Raw genomic sequence first — 20,392 nt, 5'->3', positions numbered from 1 at the left:
GACGACTACACCTTGTAGCCGAGGTCTTTGAGGTTCTGTTCGACCTCGGCCATGTCGATAGCGTCCGACTCGACCGGCGGGTCGGCTCTGATGGTCCGGCGCGGACCGTCGGCGACGACGTGCCACGGAACCGTGACCAGTTTGTCGGTGAAGATGCCCGGCGGGTGGCCGACCCAGCGGACCGGGAACGGCGTGAGTCGGTCGCCGAGCATCTCGCCGTGGTCAGAACTGATGACGGTCTTGCCGTCGAGTTCCTCGACGAGGGTCTGAACGTGTTCGAGGGCGTACCGGAGGTTCGAGCGGTACGCCTCCTGGACGTCCTCGTAGCTCACGTCGCTCCGGCGGACCGTCTCCCGGAGGCCGGTCCTGTCGAGTTCGAACGCGTCGTTGTCGGTGTCGAGGTACGGGTAGTGCGGCTGCATGTAGTGGATGAGGAGCCGCTTGTTCGGATACTCGTCCTTGAGGTCGAGCACCGCCCGAGTGACCGCCTCGGGGCTGGGAACGAACCCGTCCGCGACGTCCCGTTCGACGTCGTGGTACGCGTGGAGTTCGCAGTTCAGTTGCTCCTGTAGCTGGAGGTACCAGCGGTTTCCGGAGATGTACACCACGTCGTGGAGCCGCTTGTCCTGGAAGTTTCCGCGGACGAACTGTTTGCTCGCGCTCCCGCGAGACTGCCGCGTCTCGGGGGCGCCCGCGAAGGGCGTCATCTCGGCGTAGGTGTCCGCCCGGCAGGCGTCGAGGAGGATGAGGTTGTCCCAGTCCTCCTCGAAGACGTCCACCCCCCTCGCGTTGTACTGGCCGTCACCGGTGTAGTCGTAGTACGCCCGGTTGAGTCCGAGTCCGATCAGACCGGGGTCCCGAAGGGCGCGGGTGAGCAGTTCCGGGTTCTCCCGGATGCGGTCCCAGAGTATCATCGGCGAGTTCCGTCGGTCGCGGTTCGACCCTCGGTCGATGCGGTCGGCTCTCGAACGGTCGCCGTCGTCGTGACCGGGCGTCCGCGAATCACGTCGGCAGCGCCGACGAACGAGCGTCCACGGGGAATGGAGAGCGCCATGGTACGAAGAACCCTCTCGGTCCCTAAAAGTATGGAGCCTCTCACCGACCGTCGACCGGCGCCGGCGGTGTCGCGGACATCTTCGCGAAACGATAGTTTCACGCCCGGAGGGGGCCGAATTCAGAATTGTACGCTCCATAACTATATCCGCTATCCGCCGTACCCTGTAGCCACATGCACACCGACATCCGAGCGTGGCTCAGAGAGTTCCCCTCGGAAGTCAAAAGCGGGAGCAGTCCGAAGCAAGCCCTGTTGAAGTCCCTCCGCGGCGCGTTCAACGGACCGTACTTCTCGCTCACGACTCGATACCCCCTCGGAACCAACATCTACGAACGGGAGTGGGACCTCCTCATCGTCCTCGACGCCTGTCGACTGGACGCCCTTCGGGCGGTCGCCCCCGAGTACGATTACATCGAACTCGTCAGCTCCATCTGGTCGGTCGGGAGCGCCTCCCACGAGTGGATCTGCAAGACGTTCACCAACGAGTACCGCTCGGAGATAGAGAACACGTCGCTCGTCACGACGAACCCGTTCGTCCCGCAGACGTTCGACGACCGCGTGTTCCCGCCGAAGGCGTACGCCATCCCGTTCATGTCGGGGAAGTGGGACGTGGTCGAGAAGTCGACGTTCCAGAACCTCCTGCAGATACACCGACACGACTACGACGAGTACTTCGCCGCCCCGCCGCCGGAGGTTGTCACCGACTACGCCATCCAGATGGCGCGCGAGGACCCCGCAGAGCGGATGGTGCTGCACTACTTCCAGCCGCACACGCCGTACATCTCGGAGGCGCACCGCGAGAAGCGGACGCTGACGCCGCTGGAGGACGACCCGTGGCGCGAGATGATGCAGGGCCGCGCCACCAGGGAGGAGGCGTGGGAACTGTACATGGACAACCTGCGCTTCGTCCTCGACGACATCGGGAGACTCCTCGAAAACATCGACGCCAAGCGCGTCGTCATCACGGCCGACCACGGCGACCTGTTCGGGGAGATGGGCGGCTACGGCCACCCCGAGGGGTTCGTCCACCCCGACCTGAAACGCGTCCCGTGGGCCCTCGCCACCGGCACCGACACCGGCGAAGTCGTCCCGGACGTCGACACGGCCAGACAGACCGACGCGGACTACGACGTCCAGGAGCGACTGGAAGAACTCGGCTACCTGTAGTCGAATCGACGCCCGAACGGCTCTCCTTCTCGGTCCGCCGCCCGCATTCGTGTGATTGGTCGCTCGTCGGCGCCCAGCGCACGCTGCGACCGCTCAGCGCCGCGTGGGCCCCGTCCGGTGGTCGAGAAGGGAAGGAAGCCGCTCGACGACGCGACTGCTCGTCGGCGGACTCGCGGCGGCGCGAAGGGAACCGAGAGAAGGGAGCGGCGCGTCGGACGGACCGGGAGCGGCGGATCAGTCCATCACGTAGCCGAGGTCGGAGAGCTGTTTCTTCATCGCGTCGGACATCTCCCGCTGCTCGGCGTTCCGTTCGCCGCGGCCGAGTCGCTCGGAGAACGTCTCGAAGAACTCGCGGTGGTCGTCGGCGACGTCCGGGTTGTCGGCCGACACGTCGGTGTCCTCGTCGTCGAGGCGGTAGAGTTCGTCGCCGCGGTCCCCGCGGAGCCACTTGTAGTCGTCGCTGCGGACGGCGTGGACCAACCCCGACTGGAACCGGTCGAGGTCAGCGTCCGGGTTGTGCTTTCTGACCTGCTCGACGGCCGTCTCGTACGTCTCGTTGCCGCGTTGGCTGAGCGCGTACGTCCGCGTCTCCTCTCGCGGGTCGATGCCCTGCAGTTCCGCCAGCGTCTCCTCGGACGCCCCGGCCTCGTCGAGGAGCATCTGCATCACGTCGATATGCTGCACCAAGGCGTCCTCGGGGAGGTCGGTGACGGACGGGAGTCCGTGGACGACGGTGGGGACGTTGACCAGTCCGTCGTGTAGCGAGAACTGGTGGCCGAGCACGCCGTGTTCGCCCAAGAGGTCGCCGTGGTCGCCGGTGACGACGAAGACGGTCGGACCCATGTCGAGCGACTGGATGTGGTCGTAGAGGTCGCCCACCTGCTGGTCCGCGTATGCGAGGACGCCGTCGTACATCGCGTCGATGGCCTCCTTCTCCGCGGGCGAGAACTCACAGCCGTTCGCTATCTCGCGGTAGTAGTTCATGCTCCGGTCGAACGCGACGTCGGCTGCCTCCTCGGTGGACATCTCGATGTCGTCGGTGAAGGCGTCGCGGTACGGCAGCGGCGGGATGTACGGCAGGTGCGCACCCTGCGTGTGCACGAACATGAAGAACGGTTCGTCGGACCCGCCGTAGTCGCTGATGCGACGCTTCGCCAACTCGGTGGCGATGAACTCGGGCCGGTGCCGGCTGGCGTCGGTGGTAAAGCCCGCCGAGTGTTTTCGGATGCCGAGGAGGTACTTCAGCAGTATCTTCGGCCCGGCGGTCTGGAGGAGGTTGGACTTGTCCATCCAGGTGAAGTCCTGAAAGCCCCGGTCGAGCCCCGTCGATTCGCTGCAGTAGGCGTTCTGCGAGAGGCCGACCGTTCGGTAGCCCAACTCGGCGAACCGCTCCGGAATCGTCGTGATGCCCTCGGGCAGCACGTCGTTCCAGAGGCCGGTGCCGTGGTGGGAGGGGTACGTGCCCGTGAGGATGGACGAGTCGGAGGGGAGCGACCACATCGCGTGCGAGACGCAGTTCGTGAGCGCCTTGCTCGTGGGGCCCTCCGCGATGCGTCGCATGTTCGGCGTCGTGTCGCGGTGGTACCCCGCCAGCGAGGTCCGGTCCGCCCGGATGCTGTCCAGGTTCAGCCAGACGATGTTTGGGCGAGTGTCGGTCATTGTTCTACCGTATCGATGCGTTCGGTGGCTTTATTTTTGCAGTGCATAAGTTGATTCGTGAAGCGAAGCCGCCACCTAACTCCGCGCAGAGCGCGTCTCGGAGGCGTTCTGTCGGGAGAGCGCGAGGCGGCGGGAGGTCTCTCGGTGCGGTACGGCCGACTGCCGGCTCACAGGTACGTGTCGAGCCAGTACTCCAGCGACGTGATGTGGGCGATGACCGGCGAGAGGTTCTCCCCCCGCTGGTGGCGCGTCCAGAGGTCGTAAAGGTCGTCGGCGAACACGTCTCGCTCGGCCGCCTGCCGCAGGTACGTCTCGGCCCAGTCGGCCAGGTCGGTGTCCATCCGGAGCCAGATGTCGGAGAGCTGTCCGTTTCCGTACGTCTGTTCCGATCGGAGCCGTCCGAGGCCCACGTTGGCGACGAAGCCGAGGACGTGCGCCGGGTAGGGGTACTTCGGCGGCAGTTTCGTGCGCTCGTAGGTGATGTCCGCGAGTTCCGGGGCGACGCGCTTGGTCATCCCGAGTTTCGCCCGCGAGGTGCCCATCGGAATCTTCGTCGTGAACGGGAACGTCCCCTTGCGGTACTTCGTCGGGATGCGGGCGCACCACTCCAGGAAGTCGCCGTCGGTGTAGACGACCCTGTCGCCGCCCACGTCGCGGATGATGGCGTTCGAGGCCATCGCGCAGCGGTTGTAGTAGTTCTTGAAGTGGATGTCCAACACCTTGTGGTGGAACGTGTTCTCGTCGCTCTCCTCGGCCTCGTGCCGGAACGTCCTGACGGGGTCGACGCTGACGGCGAGGCAGTCCTCGACGAGGCCGATGTCGAGGGCGGCCTCGCTGGCTATCTGCGACTCGACCGCCGAGTTGTACCGGCTGAAGTGCGACTGGAGGAGGTGGTCGCCCAACAGCGACCCCTCGACGCCCTCCATGAACACGTTCGAATCCTCGATGTCGTACGACCCCGAGAGGTTCTTCGTGATGTGCCAGGCGACCATCCCGCCGCAGACGTCGACGAGTCGCTCGATGCGCTCGGGCGACGGCAGCAGGTCCAACTCGGTGAGTTCCATGCCGAGGCGGTCGGCCACCTCGCGGGCGATTTCGATGTTGTCGCCCGTCGGCGGGTTCGCGTCGTAGGTGTACGCCGACAGCGTCTCGAACTCGTGGTCGCCGGAGGCGGCCGACTTACAGAGCGCGGAACTCGTGTTTCGGCTGTCCAACCCGCCGGAGAGCCAGATGCTCGCCTCCTCGGGGAGCGTCGAGGCGGTGCGGTCGACGGCCGTCCTGAAGCGCGAGGCGAGTTCGTCGAGGTACGCGCCGTCGGGGTCGGCCTCGTCGTACCGGGGCTTCCAGTAGCGCTCGCCGCGCCACTCGCCGTCCTCGAACTCGTACACCGTCGCGGGACGCGCCATCGACACCTCCGAGACGAGCGTCCGGGTGCCCCAGAGCAGCCCCATCAAGAGGAAGTCCGAGACGGCCTGCTCGTCTATCGTCGGGTCGTCGACGAACGGGAGACACGCCGCGACCGACGTCGAGAACGCGGGCCGGTCGTCGACGAGGAAACACGAACGGGCGCCCAGTTTGTCCGTCGCGACGAGGAGGCGGTCCGCACCGTCGTCGACGCCCACGAGGAGGAACGTCCCGTCGGTCCGCTCTGCGGTGGCCACGGGCTCTTCGAAGAACTCCTCGACGAGTCGCTCGTCGTCCGTCTCGCGCCACTCGCGTCCGGTGACGGCGCCGTAGACGAACAGCGTCCGGTCGCCGTCGACGAGCGTCTTGACGCCCTTCGAGTCGGAGACGGGGAGTCGGGCGTAGATGGAGGTGGTCTCCCGCTCGGTCCGCTCTTCGGTCTCCTCGGAGACGCCGTGCACGGGGGTGTCGTCGGCCGCGTCCTCGCAGTCCGCGAGCGAGGGGCTTCCAACCAATCCTGACATGTAGCATACTTCAGTTATCTTACCCAAATAGTTACTTACTCTCTATCCGCCCGTCGTGTTCGAGATGCGGAGGAGGCGACCCGATGGCTGCGACGCCGACGCAGCTTCGCACGCCCGGCGCAGTCTGCCGCTTTCGGGCGTATCGGGGGCACCGAGAGACCCGGTCGCGCGGGACGCAGACCCGAGGATTCGTTCAGTAGGTGTGATATAACTTAGGGCGAATTCTACCCTAGATACCGCAATGACTCACAGCGTTCTGGCGAGCGCAGTCAACCATCCGGACGCCATCAATCCGTACATCGGACTGTTCAACCAACGGATCGTCCAGTCGCTCATGCGGCGCGGGATGGACGTCGACGTCGTCTCGCCGCGGCCGTTCGCGCCGCCGGTCGGCCCACACTCGGAGTATTCGATGCTCCCGACAGTCGAGGAGTGGGACGGCTACGGCGTCCACCACCCCCGGTTCTTCTACCTGCTGCCGAAGCGACTGTTCTACGGACGGGCCGGCGACTCCTTCGCGAAGCGGGTTCCCCGGTACGTCGAGAAGACGTTCGACGTTCCGGACGTGGTCCACGCCTGCCACATCTACCTCGACGGCTACGGCATGGTCGACTACTGCGAACGGCACGACGTCCCCCTGTTCGTCGTCTCGCACGGGCACTTCATGAACGAGTACGACGAGTTGGCCGACGACGTGCGAGAGAAGGTGGACGAGACGCTCGACGCCGCGGAAAAGGTGCTCTGCGTCAGCGACGCCCTCGCGGAGAAGGCCGCGCGGCGCGTCCCGCGCTCGAAGGTCGAAGTCGTTCCCATCGGAGCGACGCCCTCCCGGTACCCCGTCGAACGGAAGACGGAACTCCGCGAGGAACTCGGCATCGACCCGGACGCGACGGTAGCGCTGTTCGTCGGGGAGTTCTGCGAGCGAAAGGGCATCCCCGAACTGGCCGACGTCCTCCCGGACCTCGACCTCCCGAACACCGAGTTCGTGTTCGTGGGCCACGGCGGCGACGAGGAGTGGACGCTCCGGCGCTCCCTCGCGTCGAGTCGGTTCTCCGCCCGCCACGTGTACACCGGCATCACCTCGATGGCACTGCGCCGATGGCTGGCCGTCGCAGACGTGCTCGTCCTCCCCAGCCACGCCGAGGGACGGCCGACCGTCATCTACGAGGCGATGGCGTCGGAGACGGCCGTGCTCTCGACAACCGTCGGGGGTATCCCCGAACAGGTCGCGGACGGCGAGACGGGCGTGCTGATACCGCCGGGCGACACCGGTGCGCTCCGCGAGGCGCTGACCGAGTTGGCCGGCGACCGGGAACGGTTGCTGGAGATGGGTCGCAAGGGGCGCGAGCGCCTCCTCGAACAGGGGTGGACGTGGGACGACCACGCCGAACGGGTGCACCGACTCCACCGCGAGGCGCTGGAATGACCGACGCGCTCCGCATCGCGGCGGTGACTGCGCACCGCTCCCACGAGGTAGCCGAACCGCTGTCGCTGGCCGACGGCACGGTCCAACTCGTCGATATCGACCCCTCTGACGGCTTCCTCGAACGGAACCTGAACACGGTCACTCGGCTGCTCGAACTGACCAGCGACCCCAAGCCGGACGCCGTGCTGTCGGACTGCCTCGGACTGCTCGGGTTCCTCGTCGCCGCCATCTGCGTCCTCCGGGGCGTCCCGTTCGTCTTCCGCTTCAAGGGCAACCACTGGCAGGGGTTAGAGGAGATATACCGGACGGGGAAGGACGACGGCTTCGCGACGAAGCTTCGATACTACCTCACGTACGCCCTCGACGAGGCAATCTACCGGTCGGCCCGCGGCTACGTCGTCGTCTCCGCGGAACTGAAAGACGTGGTCGTCGAGCGCACGGGCTGTCGGCCGGAGCAGGTGCACGTCGTCCACGTGCCCCTCGTCCCCGACCGGGAGGACGGGTCGGCGCGGGCGGCGAGAGAGCGGTTCGGTATCGAGGCGGAGACGGTGCTGCTGACCGTGACGAACCTCAAATACCCCAGCAAGTACGACGGCGTCCGCACTATCGTCGAGGGGATGGAGTCCGTGCTCGCCTCGCACGAGGACGTGGCCTACGTCGTCGCCGGCGGCGGCGCCTACCTCGACGACGTGCGGGCGGCGGTCGACGCCATCGCCGACCCGGCCGTCCGCGGCCGCATCCACGCGCTCGGCTTCGTGGAGAACGTCGCGGACCTCTACGCCCTCGCGGACGCCTTCGTCTACGTCTCGCACATCGACGGCTACCCGCGGTCGGTGCTCGAAGCACAGCAATCCGCGCTCCCCGCGATGGTCAACGCCGCTCACGGGATGGTCGAACAGGTCGAGGACGGCGAGACCGGCGTCGTCCTGAAGGAGGCGACGTCCGAACAGGTGGCGGCGCAGGTGACGCGACTGCTGGACGACGACGACCGCGCACGCCTCGGCGAGAACGCCCGGACGCGAGTACGAGCGGAGAACGACCCCGAGACAATCGGGCACCAACTCGTCGCCGCCATCGACGCTATCGTCTCCGGCCGGTAGCCCGCAGATTCGGACGCGCGACGATTCCCGACCGGACGCTCTTCTCTCGACGGTTCGACGAGTCGACGGCTGTCGCCGTTCGGCGCTTCGGCCGTCGACGAGCGGATGACTCGTGCCCTCGCGAGTCGCGCGGCGACGCGCCTCCCGCGAGAACCGGACGTGCGACGGCGGCGTTCGAAGAGTGCTGGAAGAGACGCGGAGACGAAGACGCGGACGGACGCGAACGAGTTCCTCGTCGCACACCGCGGACGCCGTCCCCTCTACTACGAAACCTCCGACGGAGCGGACGCTCACGAGGGAGTGGGTCTTCGGGTCGCGGTCGAAGCGGTCCGGCGGCCGCGTTCGGTGCGGGAGTGACTCGGACGCTGCCGCGTCGTCCCGAAGTCGTCCGAACGACGAGCGAGGCGAGACACGGTCACCGTGTCACCGCGGGGGACCGACCGAGACGATGCTCGACGGAGCGGTGCCCGGCGGTGTGGTACCGGAAGGCACGTCGCCCAGTGGAGTCGGTATACGAAACGCGCCGCGGCGACGTAATCGCCGGCGCGTCGTCGCCCGCGGAGGGGACGCGCCCGTCTTCGGAGACGGGCGGTGACGGAACGAAAAGCGTCGGGCGTCGAGCATCGAAGAACGAGGCCAGTTACAAGACGAGCGAGGGCCGCCGCGGTCGGTCTACGCGGTCTGGGTGCTGTTGACGAGGTAGGTGTCGTAGCCGCCGTTGGCGTAGACGTGCGACACCGTCCCGTCGCGTTCGAGGCGCGCGTAGTCGCCGTCGTCGAACTGCCAGAACTCCCGGTAGTCGGGGTACATCTCCTCGTAGAAGATGCGTCCGCTCCGGGTGATGATCATGTACCGATTCTCGTCATAGCTCGCACCCAGCGTGTCGTGCTCGGTGTAGTTGAAGTGCGGCGGGGGTCCGACGGTGGTGCTCGCCGGAATCACCTCGTCCTCGGTGTAACCCGCCGTCCCGTACAGCGCGTCGCGGAACCGGCGGAGGTTGATGCCGTACTGTATCGTCGGGTTGTCGGGCTCTCGGAACTCCAGCGTCCAGTCGGCGCCGTCGAGTTCGGCGTTCGTCACCTGGTGGTTCCGCTCGATGGCGTACGGCGAGTAGTAGAGCCCGAACGTACTGATGACGACGAGACACGCCAGCACGACGTAACAGCCGACCTGAACGATACGCTTGCCGCCCGCGTCGGCCGAGCGGTAGAGCGCGTAGAACAGCGACCCGACGAGCAGGGCGGCGAAGATGCGGGCGAGCATGAGCGGTCGGCCGAACCCGACCACGAGGTCCATAACGAGGAACGGAACCGCGAGGCCGGCGAACAGCGCGAACCCGCCGAGGAACGTCGTCCGGTAGACGCCGAGGTCGCGGCGGCGCTCCGCCGACGAGAGGGCCCAGAGCGCGTAGAGCCCCGCGAGCGAGAGCAGGATGGCCGACACGCCGTACTGGACGAGTCCGATACGGACGAGGTCTATCAGCGCCGGACTGGCCTCCGAGACGGTGGAACTGTAGGAGTCGAGCGTGGACGTCCCGCTCTCGGTGGTGAGGAACGTCTGTACGACAGTCTGTATCTTCCCGGTCACCTGCGAGAAGTCGAAGTACCACGCGGCGAACATCCCGAGCGCGAGGTGGGCGACGGGCGTCGCGCCGACCGCGCTACGCCACTCGCCGGACTCCCCCGACGCGCCGGGCAGCAGCCCCCGGTCGTGGACGAACTTCGCCGCGGTGTAGACGCCGAAGACGAACAGGAGGAACAGCGTCGTCAGGGGGTGGTAGACGACCATCGCCGCGGCGGTGACGACGAGAGCGACGCGCACCGCCGTCGACCGGGTCCGCTGTTCTTTGAAGAACAGGTAGAGGACGAACGGGACGAGCAGGACGCTCTGCGGGTACGGCGAGGGGTTCACGTGCGCCGTCCCGCCGATGAGAAGCGTCACGAACGGCAGCGACAGGAACGCGCGCGTCCGGTCGTACACCGTCGTCACCAGGGCGAACGACGCCACGAGCGAGAACAGCGAGATGACGACGCCGACGGAGTTGATGAGGTGCATCGGTTCGACGCCGCTGGCGTACGAGAGGCTCAGCACGAGGAAGTGCAGGTTCGGGTAGATGTCCTGCTGGCCGGCGATACCCGTCGCCTGAATGGTGACGATCTGACCCACGTGGGTCAGCACGTCCCCGCGCCCGAACACCGGGTAGCCCCGGAAGTACGGGAGCAACAGGAGGAGCGCCTCGACGACCAGTATCAACAGCAGGCCGAGTCGCCACGCCCCGCCTTCGGACTCGCCGCCGAAGACGCGTTCGAGGACTGCGTAGTGGCCGATGAGGAGCGCGAGCACCGCCAGCGCCCAGAAGTACCACGGGTACGCCTCGTAGATGGACATCTCGTAGGCGCTCGCCGAGGGCGTCGAGAACAGGATGTACGTCAGCGCGACGACGAGCGCGAACCCGGCGGTCACGACCCATCCCGTGTCCGGTCTGCGGACCGACGACGCGCTCATCGTTCGGCCCCTCCGCTCGTCGGACGGTCGGTCGGAAGGCGGTTCGGTCGGTCGAATGTGTTGTCGTTCATGGTTCGAGAGTTCAGGACGCCGTCGCGTTCACCCACACGTGGGTCGAGCGGTACGCGTTCTCCTCCGTCGGGTTCTCCGGCGGCGACCCCCGGTAGAGGAGGAAGATGAGTCGGAGGCGCTCGCCGGTCACCGACGAACGGGACCTGAGTTCGCGCTGCCCGCGGAACGTCTGGCCCGCTTGCAGCGTCGTGGAGAACCGCTCGAGTTCGCTCTCCGCGGCGACGCGGCGTTGACCGTCGACCGTTTCGAGCCGCTGCAGTTCGGTGACGACGGTGTACTCGACGGTCCGTTCCTCGTGGTTGCCGATGCCGACGTAGATGGACCGGGGTTCGGTCGGGCTGAGTTGCGACGGGAACTGGTCGGCGACCAGGGTGCCGTTCTCGCCGTTGGCGGTTAGCAAGTAGAATTCCGTGTAGCGCTCCCCGTTCTGCGGTTCCGCGAGCGTCGCGCCGGCGAGTCCGGCCGACGCGAGGAGGAACGCGGCGATCAGGAGGTGCGTCTTCGGGAGGGAGCCGATACCCCCGGGCCCGCCCGTGAGGCGGGAGAGCGGGAGTCGGAACCGCTCGCGGGGCGGGACTCTCGCGCGTCGGACGGCGGCGACGACGAGGCCGACGGCGACGACGGCGAAGAGTCCGACGAGCACGGATAGCCGCGTGATGCCGAACTCGGTGAAGTTCAGCCCGAGCACGACCAACGGGGTGGCCATCAGACTCAGTCCGACGGCGAGGGCCGCCCGCTCCGCCGCGGAGACGGTCGGGTGGTTCACGGGGACGGTCTCCGGGGACGGCGACCGCGCGGGGAAGAGCGCGGCGGTGAGCGCGTACCCGGGAAGCACGAGTACGTACAGTGCGCCGAGGACGACTGCGACCGGAGCGAGGAGCGCGGAGGGGCCGACCGCCACCGCGAGACCGAAGGCGGCGACGGCGAGGACGGCGGCGACGGCGAGGTCGAGGAACGCCGCCGCGGCGCTCGCCTCCGGCGCCTGCTCTCCGAGGGAGCGACTTACCATAGCTGGAGAATGTACCTGATCCGTCTAAAAGCATCGCTCGGTAGGAAGCGGCTAACGTCCCCAGAAACCGGTTTCGCGGGGGCCGACGCGAGGGGAACGGGTGAGGATGCGGTCACTCTTCTATCGTCCGCTTTCGTCCGGCGTACGCCGCCGACCGTCCGTCCCGCGCGTACTTCAGGTAGCCGTGGACGAGCCCCACCGACCGAGCGACCTGACTGGTCGCCTCGAACAGCGTCTCCCGCGGCGAGTCGCCGAGGTAGTTCGTCGGGAGGAGAATCTGCGTGAGGAGTCGCAGGCGGACGTTCTCTCCCCGGATGAGGTAGTACGGGACGGCTTCCCGGCCGTGCCGGTAGGCCTTGCCGTAGTAGTCCCACAGCGAGTCCGCGAACGGGTGGGCGACGACGAGGTCCGGGTCGTACCAGAAGTCGTACTTCTCGGAGACGCGGTTCGCGAGTTCGGTCTCCTCGTGGCCGTACGGGAGGCGTTCGTCGAACCCGCCCACGTCCTCCAGCACGGAGCGCCGGACGGCCATGTTACAGCCGACGACGACGTCGGTGACGTGCCCCTCCGCGCCCTGGTCGTACTGCGAGGAGAGCCCGCGGGTTATCTGCGCGCCGGTGTCGATGATTCGACCCGTCACCGCCGGATGCTCGTCCAAGAGCGCGGACACGCGGTCGAAGTAGCCCGGTCGCGGGTCGGAGTCGTCGTCGAGGAACACCAGTTTGTCGGCGTTCGCCCGCCGGATACCCTCGTTCCGGGCCGCCGATGCCGTCGCGTCGCCGCGGAGGATGACCTCCCCCTCGACGGACGCGGCTTCGAGCTGTTCTTCCCAACCGAACGTCGGGTCGGTTTCGAGCGTCGGGATGATGATTGAGATGTCTACCATGTCAGTCTCCGTCGGCACGGCGAATCGCCGTGCGTGACCGCGACGCTGCGCCGCGGCCGGTCCTGGTCGTAGGGTGGGACAGACGGGGCATTGTTATAGACGGCATACGCCCGCGAACGGGCGTCCCGGGGCGTCTCGTGGACGTCGCCGGGGACGCCGCGAGTCAGGAGAGTCGGTCCGAGTCCGGGAGCGAGCGGTCGCTCCCGTCGAGCGACAGCGCGCGCGGGTCGTCGCCGTCGCGTTCGAGCGCGACGGTCTCGTGCGGGCGCGTCGACAACAGGAAGCCGAACGAGACGTCCGCGCCGGACGAGCGGAGCGTGACCGACGGCCGCTCGACCTCGGTCAGGAACGAGGGGAAGTACGGGCTGGTCCCGACGGTCGTCTCCGCCGCGTCGAGCGGGTACAGGTAGGCGAGCGGGTCCGCGCCGTCGCCGTCGTCCGGCCGGAGTTCGAGGCCGGCCGCGCCCGCGTCTGCGTCGGCGGACGCCGGAGCGTCGACGGCGATGTCCGGGTCGACGTGGAGTCTGCTGCGGACCGGGCGGGCCTCGTCGGCGGCAACGCGGTCCCAGACGAGCCACCAGTCGTCGGCGGCGTAGATGCGGCGGCGGTGGGCGTAGGCGTCGCGACCCGTCCGCCGGTAGGCGCCGTCGAACGCGGTGACGCCGTCGGCGACGCCGTAGCGTACCCTCGGGTCGAAGCGCCGGCCCATCAGGTAGCTCCCCGCGATGTCTATCGGTTCGACGTCGCCGTACTGCACCGTGTTGTGGGCGGCGACGCTCCGGGTGCGCTGTCGCCTGTCGGTCGGCGCGTACTCGTACGTCCCGGTGTCCGTTAGAACCGACCGGCCGTCGACCCACAGCAGGACCGAAAACTGGTCGTTGTGCGAGTGCGCCGGGAGGTGCGGGGGGCCGATTCCGCCGGCGTCGACCAGCATCGCGTCGTCCCTCCGGCCGAGCCAGTAGTAGCCGGAGTCCGGCAGCGCCGTCGTCGTCGACGGCCCGGGGTCGACGCCGACCGCGCTGGCGTAGCGGAGACACGCCCGGAGCGACAGCGACTCCCCGTGGACGGAGTCGTTGAGGAGCGGAAGCCGCCCGTCCGGCGGCGCGATGGCGCGCAGGAACGCGGTCCCCCGCTCGGCGGCCTCTCGAATCTCGGCCGGCGGCGTCCGCCCGTACCGCCGAAGGAGGTCGAGCGCGGTCAGATACCGCGTCAGCGTGAGCACGTGGTACATCGGACTCAGCTCGAAGTGGCCGCCGTCGGCCAGGAACTGGTCGGCGGCGTCGGCCAGCACCTCGACGCCCGCGTCGACCCATGGGTCGCCGGCGTCGTCGACCAGCAGTCCCGCGACCACGAGGGCGATGCCGTTCTCGATGAGGTGGTTCCCGCCGATGTCGTGTTCGACGTGGTTCGAGAGGAACGAGGCGTTGCGGTAGAGGAGGCGGTGCAACCGCTCCGCGAGCGCCGGATGCCGCTCGTCGGCCCCGACCCACGCGTAGTACCGCGCCGCGTTCAGGAGGCGGAACGAGACGGAGTGGGGCGTCCACGCGCGCCGGAGGTAGGCCTCGGTCCCGATGTCCGTGCTCTCGTCGGCCTGCCAGTCGGCGATCCAGCGCGGGAACGTCTCGGTCGCGGCCGGGCAGTCGGTCGGGTCGTCGTGGCCGAGGTACGCCCCTCGGAGGAACTCGAACCCGTGGAACTTCAGCGCCCAGAGCGCCGGCGGTTCGTACACCGCCTCGCTGTGCCACCCGACCCCGTCGGGGCCCTCGACGCGAATCGTGCGGTCGAGGAAGGTGACCTCGCCGTCCGCCGCCTCGGCCGCGCGGGCGCGGAAGTCAGAGCGGTCCGCGTCCGAGAGGCTCCGGCGCAGCACGGTCGTGTTCGCTCGGAGGGGTCCCGGCGTGCACGTGAGGTCGTCGGGGACTCGCCGGTCGTACCGGGCGTCGAAATCGACCGGCGACCGCGGGACGACGGCGTGTCGGAGCTTCCGGTCGGCCACGCCGGCGAGCTGTCTGGGTTCCATGTTCGACACCGTCCGGAACAGCAGCGAGAGCGTCCGCACGTCCGCGAACCGGCGCGAGGAGGAGTCGCCGCTCACGACAGATCACGGCTGGCCGCCGGCGCGGAGCCGTCGGCCGGTCCGCGCCTCCCGATGAGCTGCCGGACGCTGTCGTCCAACCGCTCGGCGATGCGGCGGCGGTCGTACCGCGTCCGGACGAACTCGTGCCCGCGGGTGCCCATTTCGGTGCGCAGCGCCTCGTCTTCGAGCAGTCTGTCGAACGCGGCGGCGATACGACTCGGGTCGTTGTCGACGTGGATGCCGCCGCCGGACTCCTCGACGAACCGCCGCAGTTCGCCGCAGCCGGTGACGACGATGGGGAGCCCGCAGCCGAAGTACTCGTACACCTTCGTCGGCATGGCGTAGGCGAGTTCCTCGTCCTTGACGAGCGGCGCGATGCCGATATCCGCCTCCGAGAGGAGTTCGGGAACCTCCTCGCGGGGGACCGGGTCGACGAACGTCACCCGGTCTTCGAGGGACTCCTCCTCGACGAGCCGTCGGAGCTGCGGGACGGTGTCGCCGCCGCCGACGAGTTTGAGTTCCGCGTCGTTGTCGATGAGGTTCATCGCGCGGATGCAGGCGGGAAGGTCCTGCGCGTGACCGATGTTCCCGACGTAGACGATGACCGGGCGCTCGTCCGACGACGGCGAGCCGGTCGACTCGGCGGAGTCGGCGCCGCCGGCGGGGACGGAAACCTTCGAGGCGTCCTTCGACCCGACTTCGACGCCGAACCGGGACATGTCGACGCCGTTGGGGACGACGAGCATCTTCTCGGCCAACTCCCCGCCGTACTGCTCGCAGAGTTCCTCGCCGAGCATCTCGGTCGTCACGGCGATGCGGTCGCCGCGTCTCAGCACCCGCCGCTGGAACGCCCGGCTGGCCCGTTCCAGAATCCCGCCTTCCTCGATGAAGCCGAGGGAGACGGAGGCGTCGATCCAGAGGTCACGGACGTCGACGACCCACCGGGTACCGGTGAGCGAGGGAACGAACCCCGCCATCCCGGTGAAGATGGGCGGCGTGGTCGTGAGGACCACGTCGTATCGGCGGGCGTTGAACAGCAGCCACAGCGTCGCGTGAAGTGCGAACGTGATGTAGTACGCGAGCCGCGAGAGGGCGTGCGGGTCGGACTCTGTCGGCTGCCAACTCCACAGTTGACGGACGGTAACCCCGTCCATCTCCCGCGTCTCGCTTCGGCTCCACCGCTGCTCGAACTCCCCGTGGGGGAAACTCGGCGGCGGGACGAGGACGTCGACGTCCCAGCCCATCCGCTGGAGGTTCGTCGTCATGTCACGCATCCGCGAGGCGTGACCGCTCGTGTCGGGCGGGAACTGCTGGGAGACGACGACGATGCGGTCGCGCGAGTCAGCCATCGTCGAGCGTCTCCGTTCCGCGCCCGCCGGCGCGGCTCTGTGCGATACCACCGCGTACGGAGGGCGACGGAGGCCTCCCCGCGTCTCGGGAGAATCTTCTGTCCATGAACGAAGTATGAGATATGATTCGGGTTTGTTAATTCGCTCCTACTATGTATTTTGACCGACCGTTCGCGGGGTAGGTAGCCGTTAGCCGACATTCAGGCGTAATCGACCCACCTACCCGTTATCGGAGGGTACGACCGTTACGGACTTGATTCCTCGGTTTTACGAGTCGTTCAGTCCGGGTTTACACTAATTAACTAACTGGCTAAAATCACAACTGACGAAAAACATGAACGAGACTGTCCGAATCGGTCGCGTACCGGAATCGCCCCCGCGTCGCCTCCGTACTCACGGAGGCGGCCCGCGGACGCGGGACGGGCGGGACCGGAGCGTCCGCGGTCGGCGGTGCGGAGACGGTGACCGGATCGAAACCGACAGGCAGAATAGAGTGTCCGGGTAGATGCCGAACATCATCGACTGGTTCCGGAACGCGTTCGTCCGACTCAAGCAGGTGCTCACGCCCGGCGGGACGCTCGGGGAGCGGGCCGTCACCGGCGGAATCTGGGCGACGGCGCTCAACGTCTCCGGGCGCGTCTTCCAGCTCCTGACGGCGATTCTGCTCGCCCGGCTCCTCACGCCGGAAGCGTTCGGTATCGTCGCTATCGGCATGCTGGTCATCATCGGCCTCGAGCGCTTCTCGAAACTCGGCCTCGACGAGGCGCTCATCTACAACCGGGAGTCGAACGTCGACCCGTACCTCGACACCGCGTGGATGATGAACGCGGTTCGCGGGGCCGTCCTCGCGGGACTACTCTACCTCAGCGCCCCCTTCATCGGCCGCTTCTACAGCGAGTCGGTCGTCGTGGACATCCTTCCGGTGATGGCGCTCGGACCGCTCGTCCTCGGGCTTCGGAACCCGGCGATACTCTACTTCCGGAAGGACCTGGTCTTCCACAAGGAGTTCGTGTACGACGTGGGCGGGGAGGCGGCGTACTTCATCGCCGCGTTCGCGTACGCGCTCTGGAGTCCGACGGCGTGGGCGCTCGTCGTCGGCTACCTCGCCCGGAACGTGATTCGGACGATTCTGTCCTACATCCTCCACGGCTACCGTCCGCGGCCGCGCTTCGACGTCGAACGCGCTCGCGAGATGTTCGACTACGGTAAGTGGATCACGGGCGCGAGCATCACCAACTACATCCGGAACGAGGGGGACGACCACTTCGTCGGATGGCTCCTCGCGGCGAGTTCGCTCGGGTTCTACCAGATGGCGTACCGGCTCTCGAACGCGCCCGCGACGGAGGTGACGCACGTCATCTCGTCGGTCTCCTTCCCGGCCTACTCGGAGATACAGGGCGACTTGGACCGGCTCAGACCGGCGTTCTACAAGACGGTGCGAATCTCCTCGTTCCTGGCGGCCCCGATGGCCATCGGTATCGCGATGGTCGCGCCGACGTTCGTCGAGGCCGTCCTCGGCGAGCAGTGGATGCCGATGGTCGTCCCGATGCAGATTCTCGCCGTCTACGGGATGATACGCGGGTTCGTCTCCGCGTACGGGTCGGTCTGGCAGGCGACCGGCCACCCCGACTACCTGGTGAAACTCCAACTCGTCGCCATCGTCTTCATGGCGATTCCCATCTACCCGGCCACGGTCGAGTACGGCCTCACCGGCACCGCGTTCGTCATCACGGCGGTCTACGCGGTGATCATGTTCCCGCTCGACACCTACCTGGCGGCGAAGTCCGTCGAGGCCGACTTCCGACGGCTACTGCTGGAGTTCGCCTACCCCCTGCCGGCGGCGGTGTTTATGGGCGCCGCCGTCTACTGGACCCGACAGGTCGTGACGTCGGTTCCGGCGTTCGTCGAACTCATCGTCCTCGTCCTCATCGGCGTGGTGACGTACGCCGCGGCCGTCGTGGTGCTCGACTCGCGCATCAACTGGAACATCCTCCACGACATCAAAGACATCCGCGACATGATCTGAAACCCCCTCTCGGCACAAATTCATGACAGTCGAAATATTGAACACCGCCCGACACGAACGTCCGCACGAACGAAAACCGATGACGAAGAGACACAATGCACGAGAACAGCACGTCTGACGGAGAAGAGACCGAACGGATCGCACCCGACGGGTCGGGAGGCTACCGCACCGCGACGCCGAAGCGACAGCAGTGGTCCGACGGCGGGGAGCGGTTCCGTATCTTCGCCGTCGCGCAGGCGGCGGCGATGGTGCTTCTTGGGGTGGCCCTGTTCGCCATGGAGATGTGGACGCCGGAGCTATACTTCGTCGTCTCGTTCCTCGCTCTCCTCGCCATCCGGACCGTCCTCGCTCCGACCGACCGAATCCCGGCCTGGTGGAGCCGCCTCAACTGGGTCGTGCGCACCGGGTTCGTCGTCTTCGGCTATCTGGTCCTCCGACAGCTCCCCGTGCTGTTGCCCTGAAGTACGCTCCCTCACTTCTTGCTTCCCGGTCGGACTCGCTGACTCGTTTTCCGACGCTTATCCGGCTCTCTCCCTCCAGCGACCGCCGTCGACGTCGCGGAGTCGCGACGAACGCCGACGCGGGCCCGCGGAACCGCCGGACCTGCGGCGGGGGGATGTCCGCGCTGTGAAGGCGAGGGGGGAACCGTCGCCAGTTCGTCGCGGCGTCGAGAGCGTTCCGAGCGGCGCGCGCCGGGACCCAACCGGGCGACTGCGGCGGAGCGCACCCCTCCCCTCGCCCGGCAGGCTGGCGACGGACGAGTATCAGCCCGTACGTCGGCGTTCCGGGGTCGAAACGGAGCGTTTGCGGCGTTCCGTGGGACGGTATCTCACCGGTAGACGAAGCAGGAAACCTGATGCTAATCCGACCAGAATTCGGACTGACGCTTTTTGGGTTGTATAACAATATAGACTCTGGGCGTGTGTCCAGTCATGAGGTTTCCGAACTCACGGACCGCCTTCCAGCAGAGAATCTATAGTCTACAGATATGAACAAACATCACTACGAGTTCTTCGACGGTCTGTTGGTCGAGGTGAGCGGCTCCGGCGGACGGACGGACGAACAGTTTCGGAAGATGTACGACCACTTCCGGGTGGCGTCGCCGGGGCGCGAACCCGACATAGTCATCGAGGAGACGACGAAGGACGTCGACCCCGACGTCGTCCTCGGCGACCCGAAGGATTACTACGGCTGGACGGGCGAGCAGTTCGTAATCCGCAACGGCACCTCGTTCATGGCGGTCACCCCCGGATGGGACCACATCCAAGTCACGCCGGGATTCGAGCCGTTCTACGCCATCTACCCGATGGAGTTCGAGATACGCAAGCGGATGGTCGAGGAGGGCAGAGCGCTCGTACACGCCTCCGGAGTCCAGTTGAACGGGAAGACGACGCTGTTCCCCGCCTGGCGCGGGGCCGGTAAGACGAACACGCTCCTCTCCCTGCTCCGCGAGGGCGCGAACTTCCTCTCGGACGACCGGCTCTGGGTCGGCGCGGACGGGGAGGCGTTCGGCTACCCGTTGGGCGTGAACCTCCAGCCCTACAACATCGAGTCGTTCTCCGAGGTGGAACTCACGCACGACTCGCTGAAGGACCGACTCCGCCACGAGGTCCACGAGTACGTCGACGACCGGTTCGGCGGTGCGGATCAACTGCCGGCGACGGCGCTTCTCTACTTGAACGGGAAGTTCCTCTCCGACGACGGCCGCGACTTCACGGACGTCGGCTCGCTGTACTCCACCGCCGAGTACGTCGAACGCTCCTCGGTCGACAACATCGTCTTCCTGCAGGCGGCGCCCAACAACCGTCACGTCACCAGCGAACCCCTCTCGACCGAGGAGGCGATGAAGGGAATCACCTCCATCTGCAACTTCGAGTGGGACGGTCGGCTCAGAGAGTACTTCCACGCCTACGACTCCCTCGTCGGCGACGGCGCCATGATCGAGTCGCTGGACGAGGTGATTCGGCGCGAACGCGAGGTGTTCGAGGAACTGTTCGAGGACGTCGGAACGTACTGCGCCCGAATCCCGCGGGAGCGTAACTGGACCGAGCACGGACTCGACACCGAAGTCGTCGAGATGATAGACTCGCTCGAACCGCGGAGAGCAGTCGAAGCGTCCGACTGATTCGAACGG

At 67.1% G+C, this 20,392-nt stretch carries 14 protein-coding genes; 6 read left to right on the top strand and 8 right to left on the bottom strand.

What is annotated here, in order from left to right:
- Window positions 1-5: 5 nt before the first annotated feature.
- Window positions 6-914 carry an alkaline phosphatase family protein gene (locus NDI79_RS08940; RefSeq protein ID WP_310928128.1) on the bottom strand — a complete coding sequence of 303 codons (909 nt, stop codon included), beginning with the start codon at window positions 912-914 and terminating at the stop codon, window positions 6-8.
- Between the two features lie 314 nt (window positions 915-1,228).
- On the opposite strand from NDI79_RS08940, the gene NDI79_RS08935 reads away from it, so the two are divergent.
- Window positions 1,229-2,221 (top strand): alkaline phosphatase family protein, encoded by a 993-nt coding sequence (locus tag NDI79_RS08935; protein WP_310928127.1) that lies wholly within the window; start codon window positions 1,229-1,231, stop codon window positions 2,219-2,221.
- Window positions 2,222-2,455: 234 nt separating this feature from the next.
- Here NDI79_RS08935 and NDI79_RS08930 read toward each other — a convergent pair whose 3' ends face one another.
- Complete coding sequence (locus NDI79_RS08930; protein ID WP_310928126.1) at window positions 2,456-3,880, bottom strand: sulfatase; 1,425 nt, start codon at window positions 3,878-3,880, stop codon at window positions 2,456-2,458.
- A gap of 167 nt (window positions 3,881-4,047) precedes the next feature.
- A complete protein-coding gene (locus NDI79_RS08925; RefSeq protein ID WP_310928125.1) occupies window positions 4,048-5,808 on the bottom strand; it encodes an asparagine synthase-related protein in 1,761 nt (586 codons plus the stop codon).
- Window positions 5,809-6,049: 241 nt separating this feature from the next.
- On the opposite strand from NDI79_RS08925, the gene NDI79_RS08920 reads away from it, so the two are divergent.
- Both NDI79_RS08920 and NDI79_RS08915 read left to right on the top strand, forming a co-directional pair.
- Window positions 6,050-7,234 carry a glycosyltransferase gene (locus NDI79_RS08920; protein ID WP_310928124.1) on the top strand — a complete coding sequence of 395 codons (1,185 nt, stop codon included), beginning with the start codon at window positions 6,050-6,052 and terminating at the stop codon, window positions 7,232-7,234.
- On the top strand, window positions 7,231-8,334 hold the full coding sequence (locus NDI79_RS08915) for a glycosyltransferase family 4 protein (RefSeq protein WP_310928123.1): 1,104 nt from the start codon (window positions 7,231-7,233) through the stop codon (window positions 8,332-8,334). The genes NDI79_RS08920 and NDI79_RS08915 overlap by 4 nt, the downstream gene beginning before the upstream one ends.
- A 672-nt stretch (window positions 8,335-9,006) precedes the next feature.
- On the opposite strand, the gene NDI79_RS08910 is transcribed toward NDI79_RS08915, so the two are convergent.
- From NDI79_RS08910 to NDI79_RS08890, 5 genes are all read right to left on the bottom strand, one after another.
- Window positions 9,007-10,839, bottom strand: coding sequence for a hypothetical protein (locus NDI79_RS08910; protein ID WP_310928122.1), 1,833 nt, complete (start codon window positions 10,837-10,839; stop codon window positions 9,007-9,009).
- A gap of 82 nt (window positions 10,840-10,921) precedes the next feature.
- Window positions 10,922-11,920 (bottom strand): DUF1616 domain-containing protein, encoded by a 999-nt coding sequence (locus NDI79_RS08905; RefSeq protein ID WP_310928121.1) that lies wholly within the window; start codon window positions 11,918-11,920, stop codon window positions 10,922-10,924.
- 112 nt (window positions 11,921-12,032) lie between these two features.
- Window positions 12,033-12,806 (bottom strand): glycosyltransferase family 2 protein, encoded by a 774-nt coding sequence (locus NDI79_RS08900; protein ID WP_310928120.1) that lies wholly within the window; start codon window positions 12,804-12,806, stop codon window positions 12,033-12,035.
- A 163-nt stretch (window positions 12,807-12,969) separates the two neighbouring features.
- Window positions 12,970-14,901, bottom strand: a complete 1,932-nt coding sequence (locus NDI79_RS08895; RefSeq protein WP_310928119.1) for a heparinase II/III domain-containing protein — start codon at window positions 14,899-14,901, stop codon at window positions 12,970-12,972.
- The gene (locus NDI79_RS08890; protein WP_310928118.1) at window positions 14,898-16,232 is read right to left on the bottom strand and encodes a glycosyltransferase family 4 protein; all 1,335 of its coding nucleotides are present in this window, start codon (window positions 16,230-16,232) and stop codon (window positions 14,898-14,900) included. Before NDI79_RS08890 ends, NDI79_RS08895 begins: the two co-directional genes overlap by 4 nt.
- Window positions 16,233-16,737: 505 nt before the next feature.
- Between NDI79_RS08890 and NDI79_RS08885 the strand changes: the two genes are divergently transcribed.
- The 3 genes from NDI79_RS08885 (at window position 16,738) to NDI79_RS08875 (ending at window position 20,383) form a co-directional block, all read left to right on the top strand.
- Window positions 16,738-18,258, top strand: a complete 1,521-nt coding sequence (locus NDI79_RS08885) for a lipopolysaccharide biosynthesis protein (protein ID WP_310928117.1) — start codon at window positions 16,738-16,740, stop codon at window positions 18,256-18,258.
- Between the two features lie 95 nt (window positions 18,259-18,353).
- Window positions 18,354-18,719: a DUF8044 family membrane protein gene (locus tag NDI79_RS08880; RefSeq protein ID WP_310928116.1), complete on the top strand. Its 366-nt coding sequence runs from the start codon at window positions 18,354-18,356 to the stop codon at window positions 18,717-18,719.
- Window positions 18,720-19,246: 527 nt separating this feature from the next.
- Window positions 19,247-20,383 (top strand): hypothetical protein, encoded by a 1,137-nt coding sequence (locus NDI79_RS08875; protein ID WP_310928115.1) that lies wholly within the window; start codon window positions 19,247-19,249, stop codon window positions 20,381-20,383.
- Window positions 20,384-20,392 lie beyond the last annotated feature (9 nt).

The sequence above is a fragment of the Halogeometricum sp. S3BR5-2 genome (genome assembly GCF_031624635.1).
GTDB classification, from domain to species: Archaea; Halobacteriota; Halobacteria; order Halobacteriales; family Haloferacaceae; genus Halogeometricum; species Halogeometricum luteum.
The sequence above is the reverse complement of the archived record's forward strand: the minus strand, read 5'-3'. Positions and strand labels throughout refer to the sequence as shown.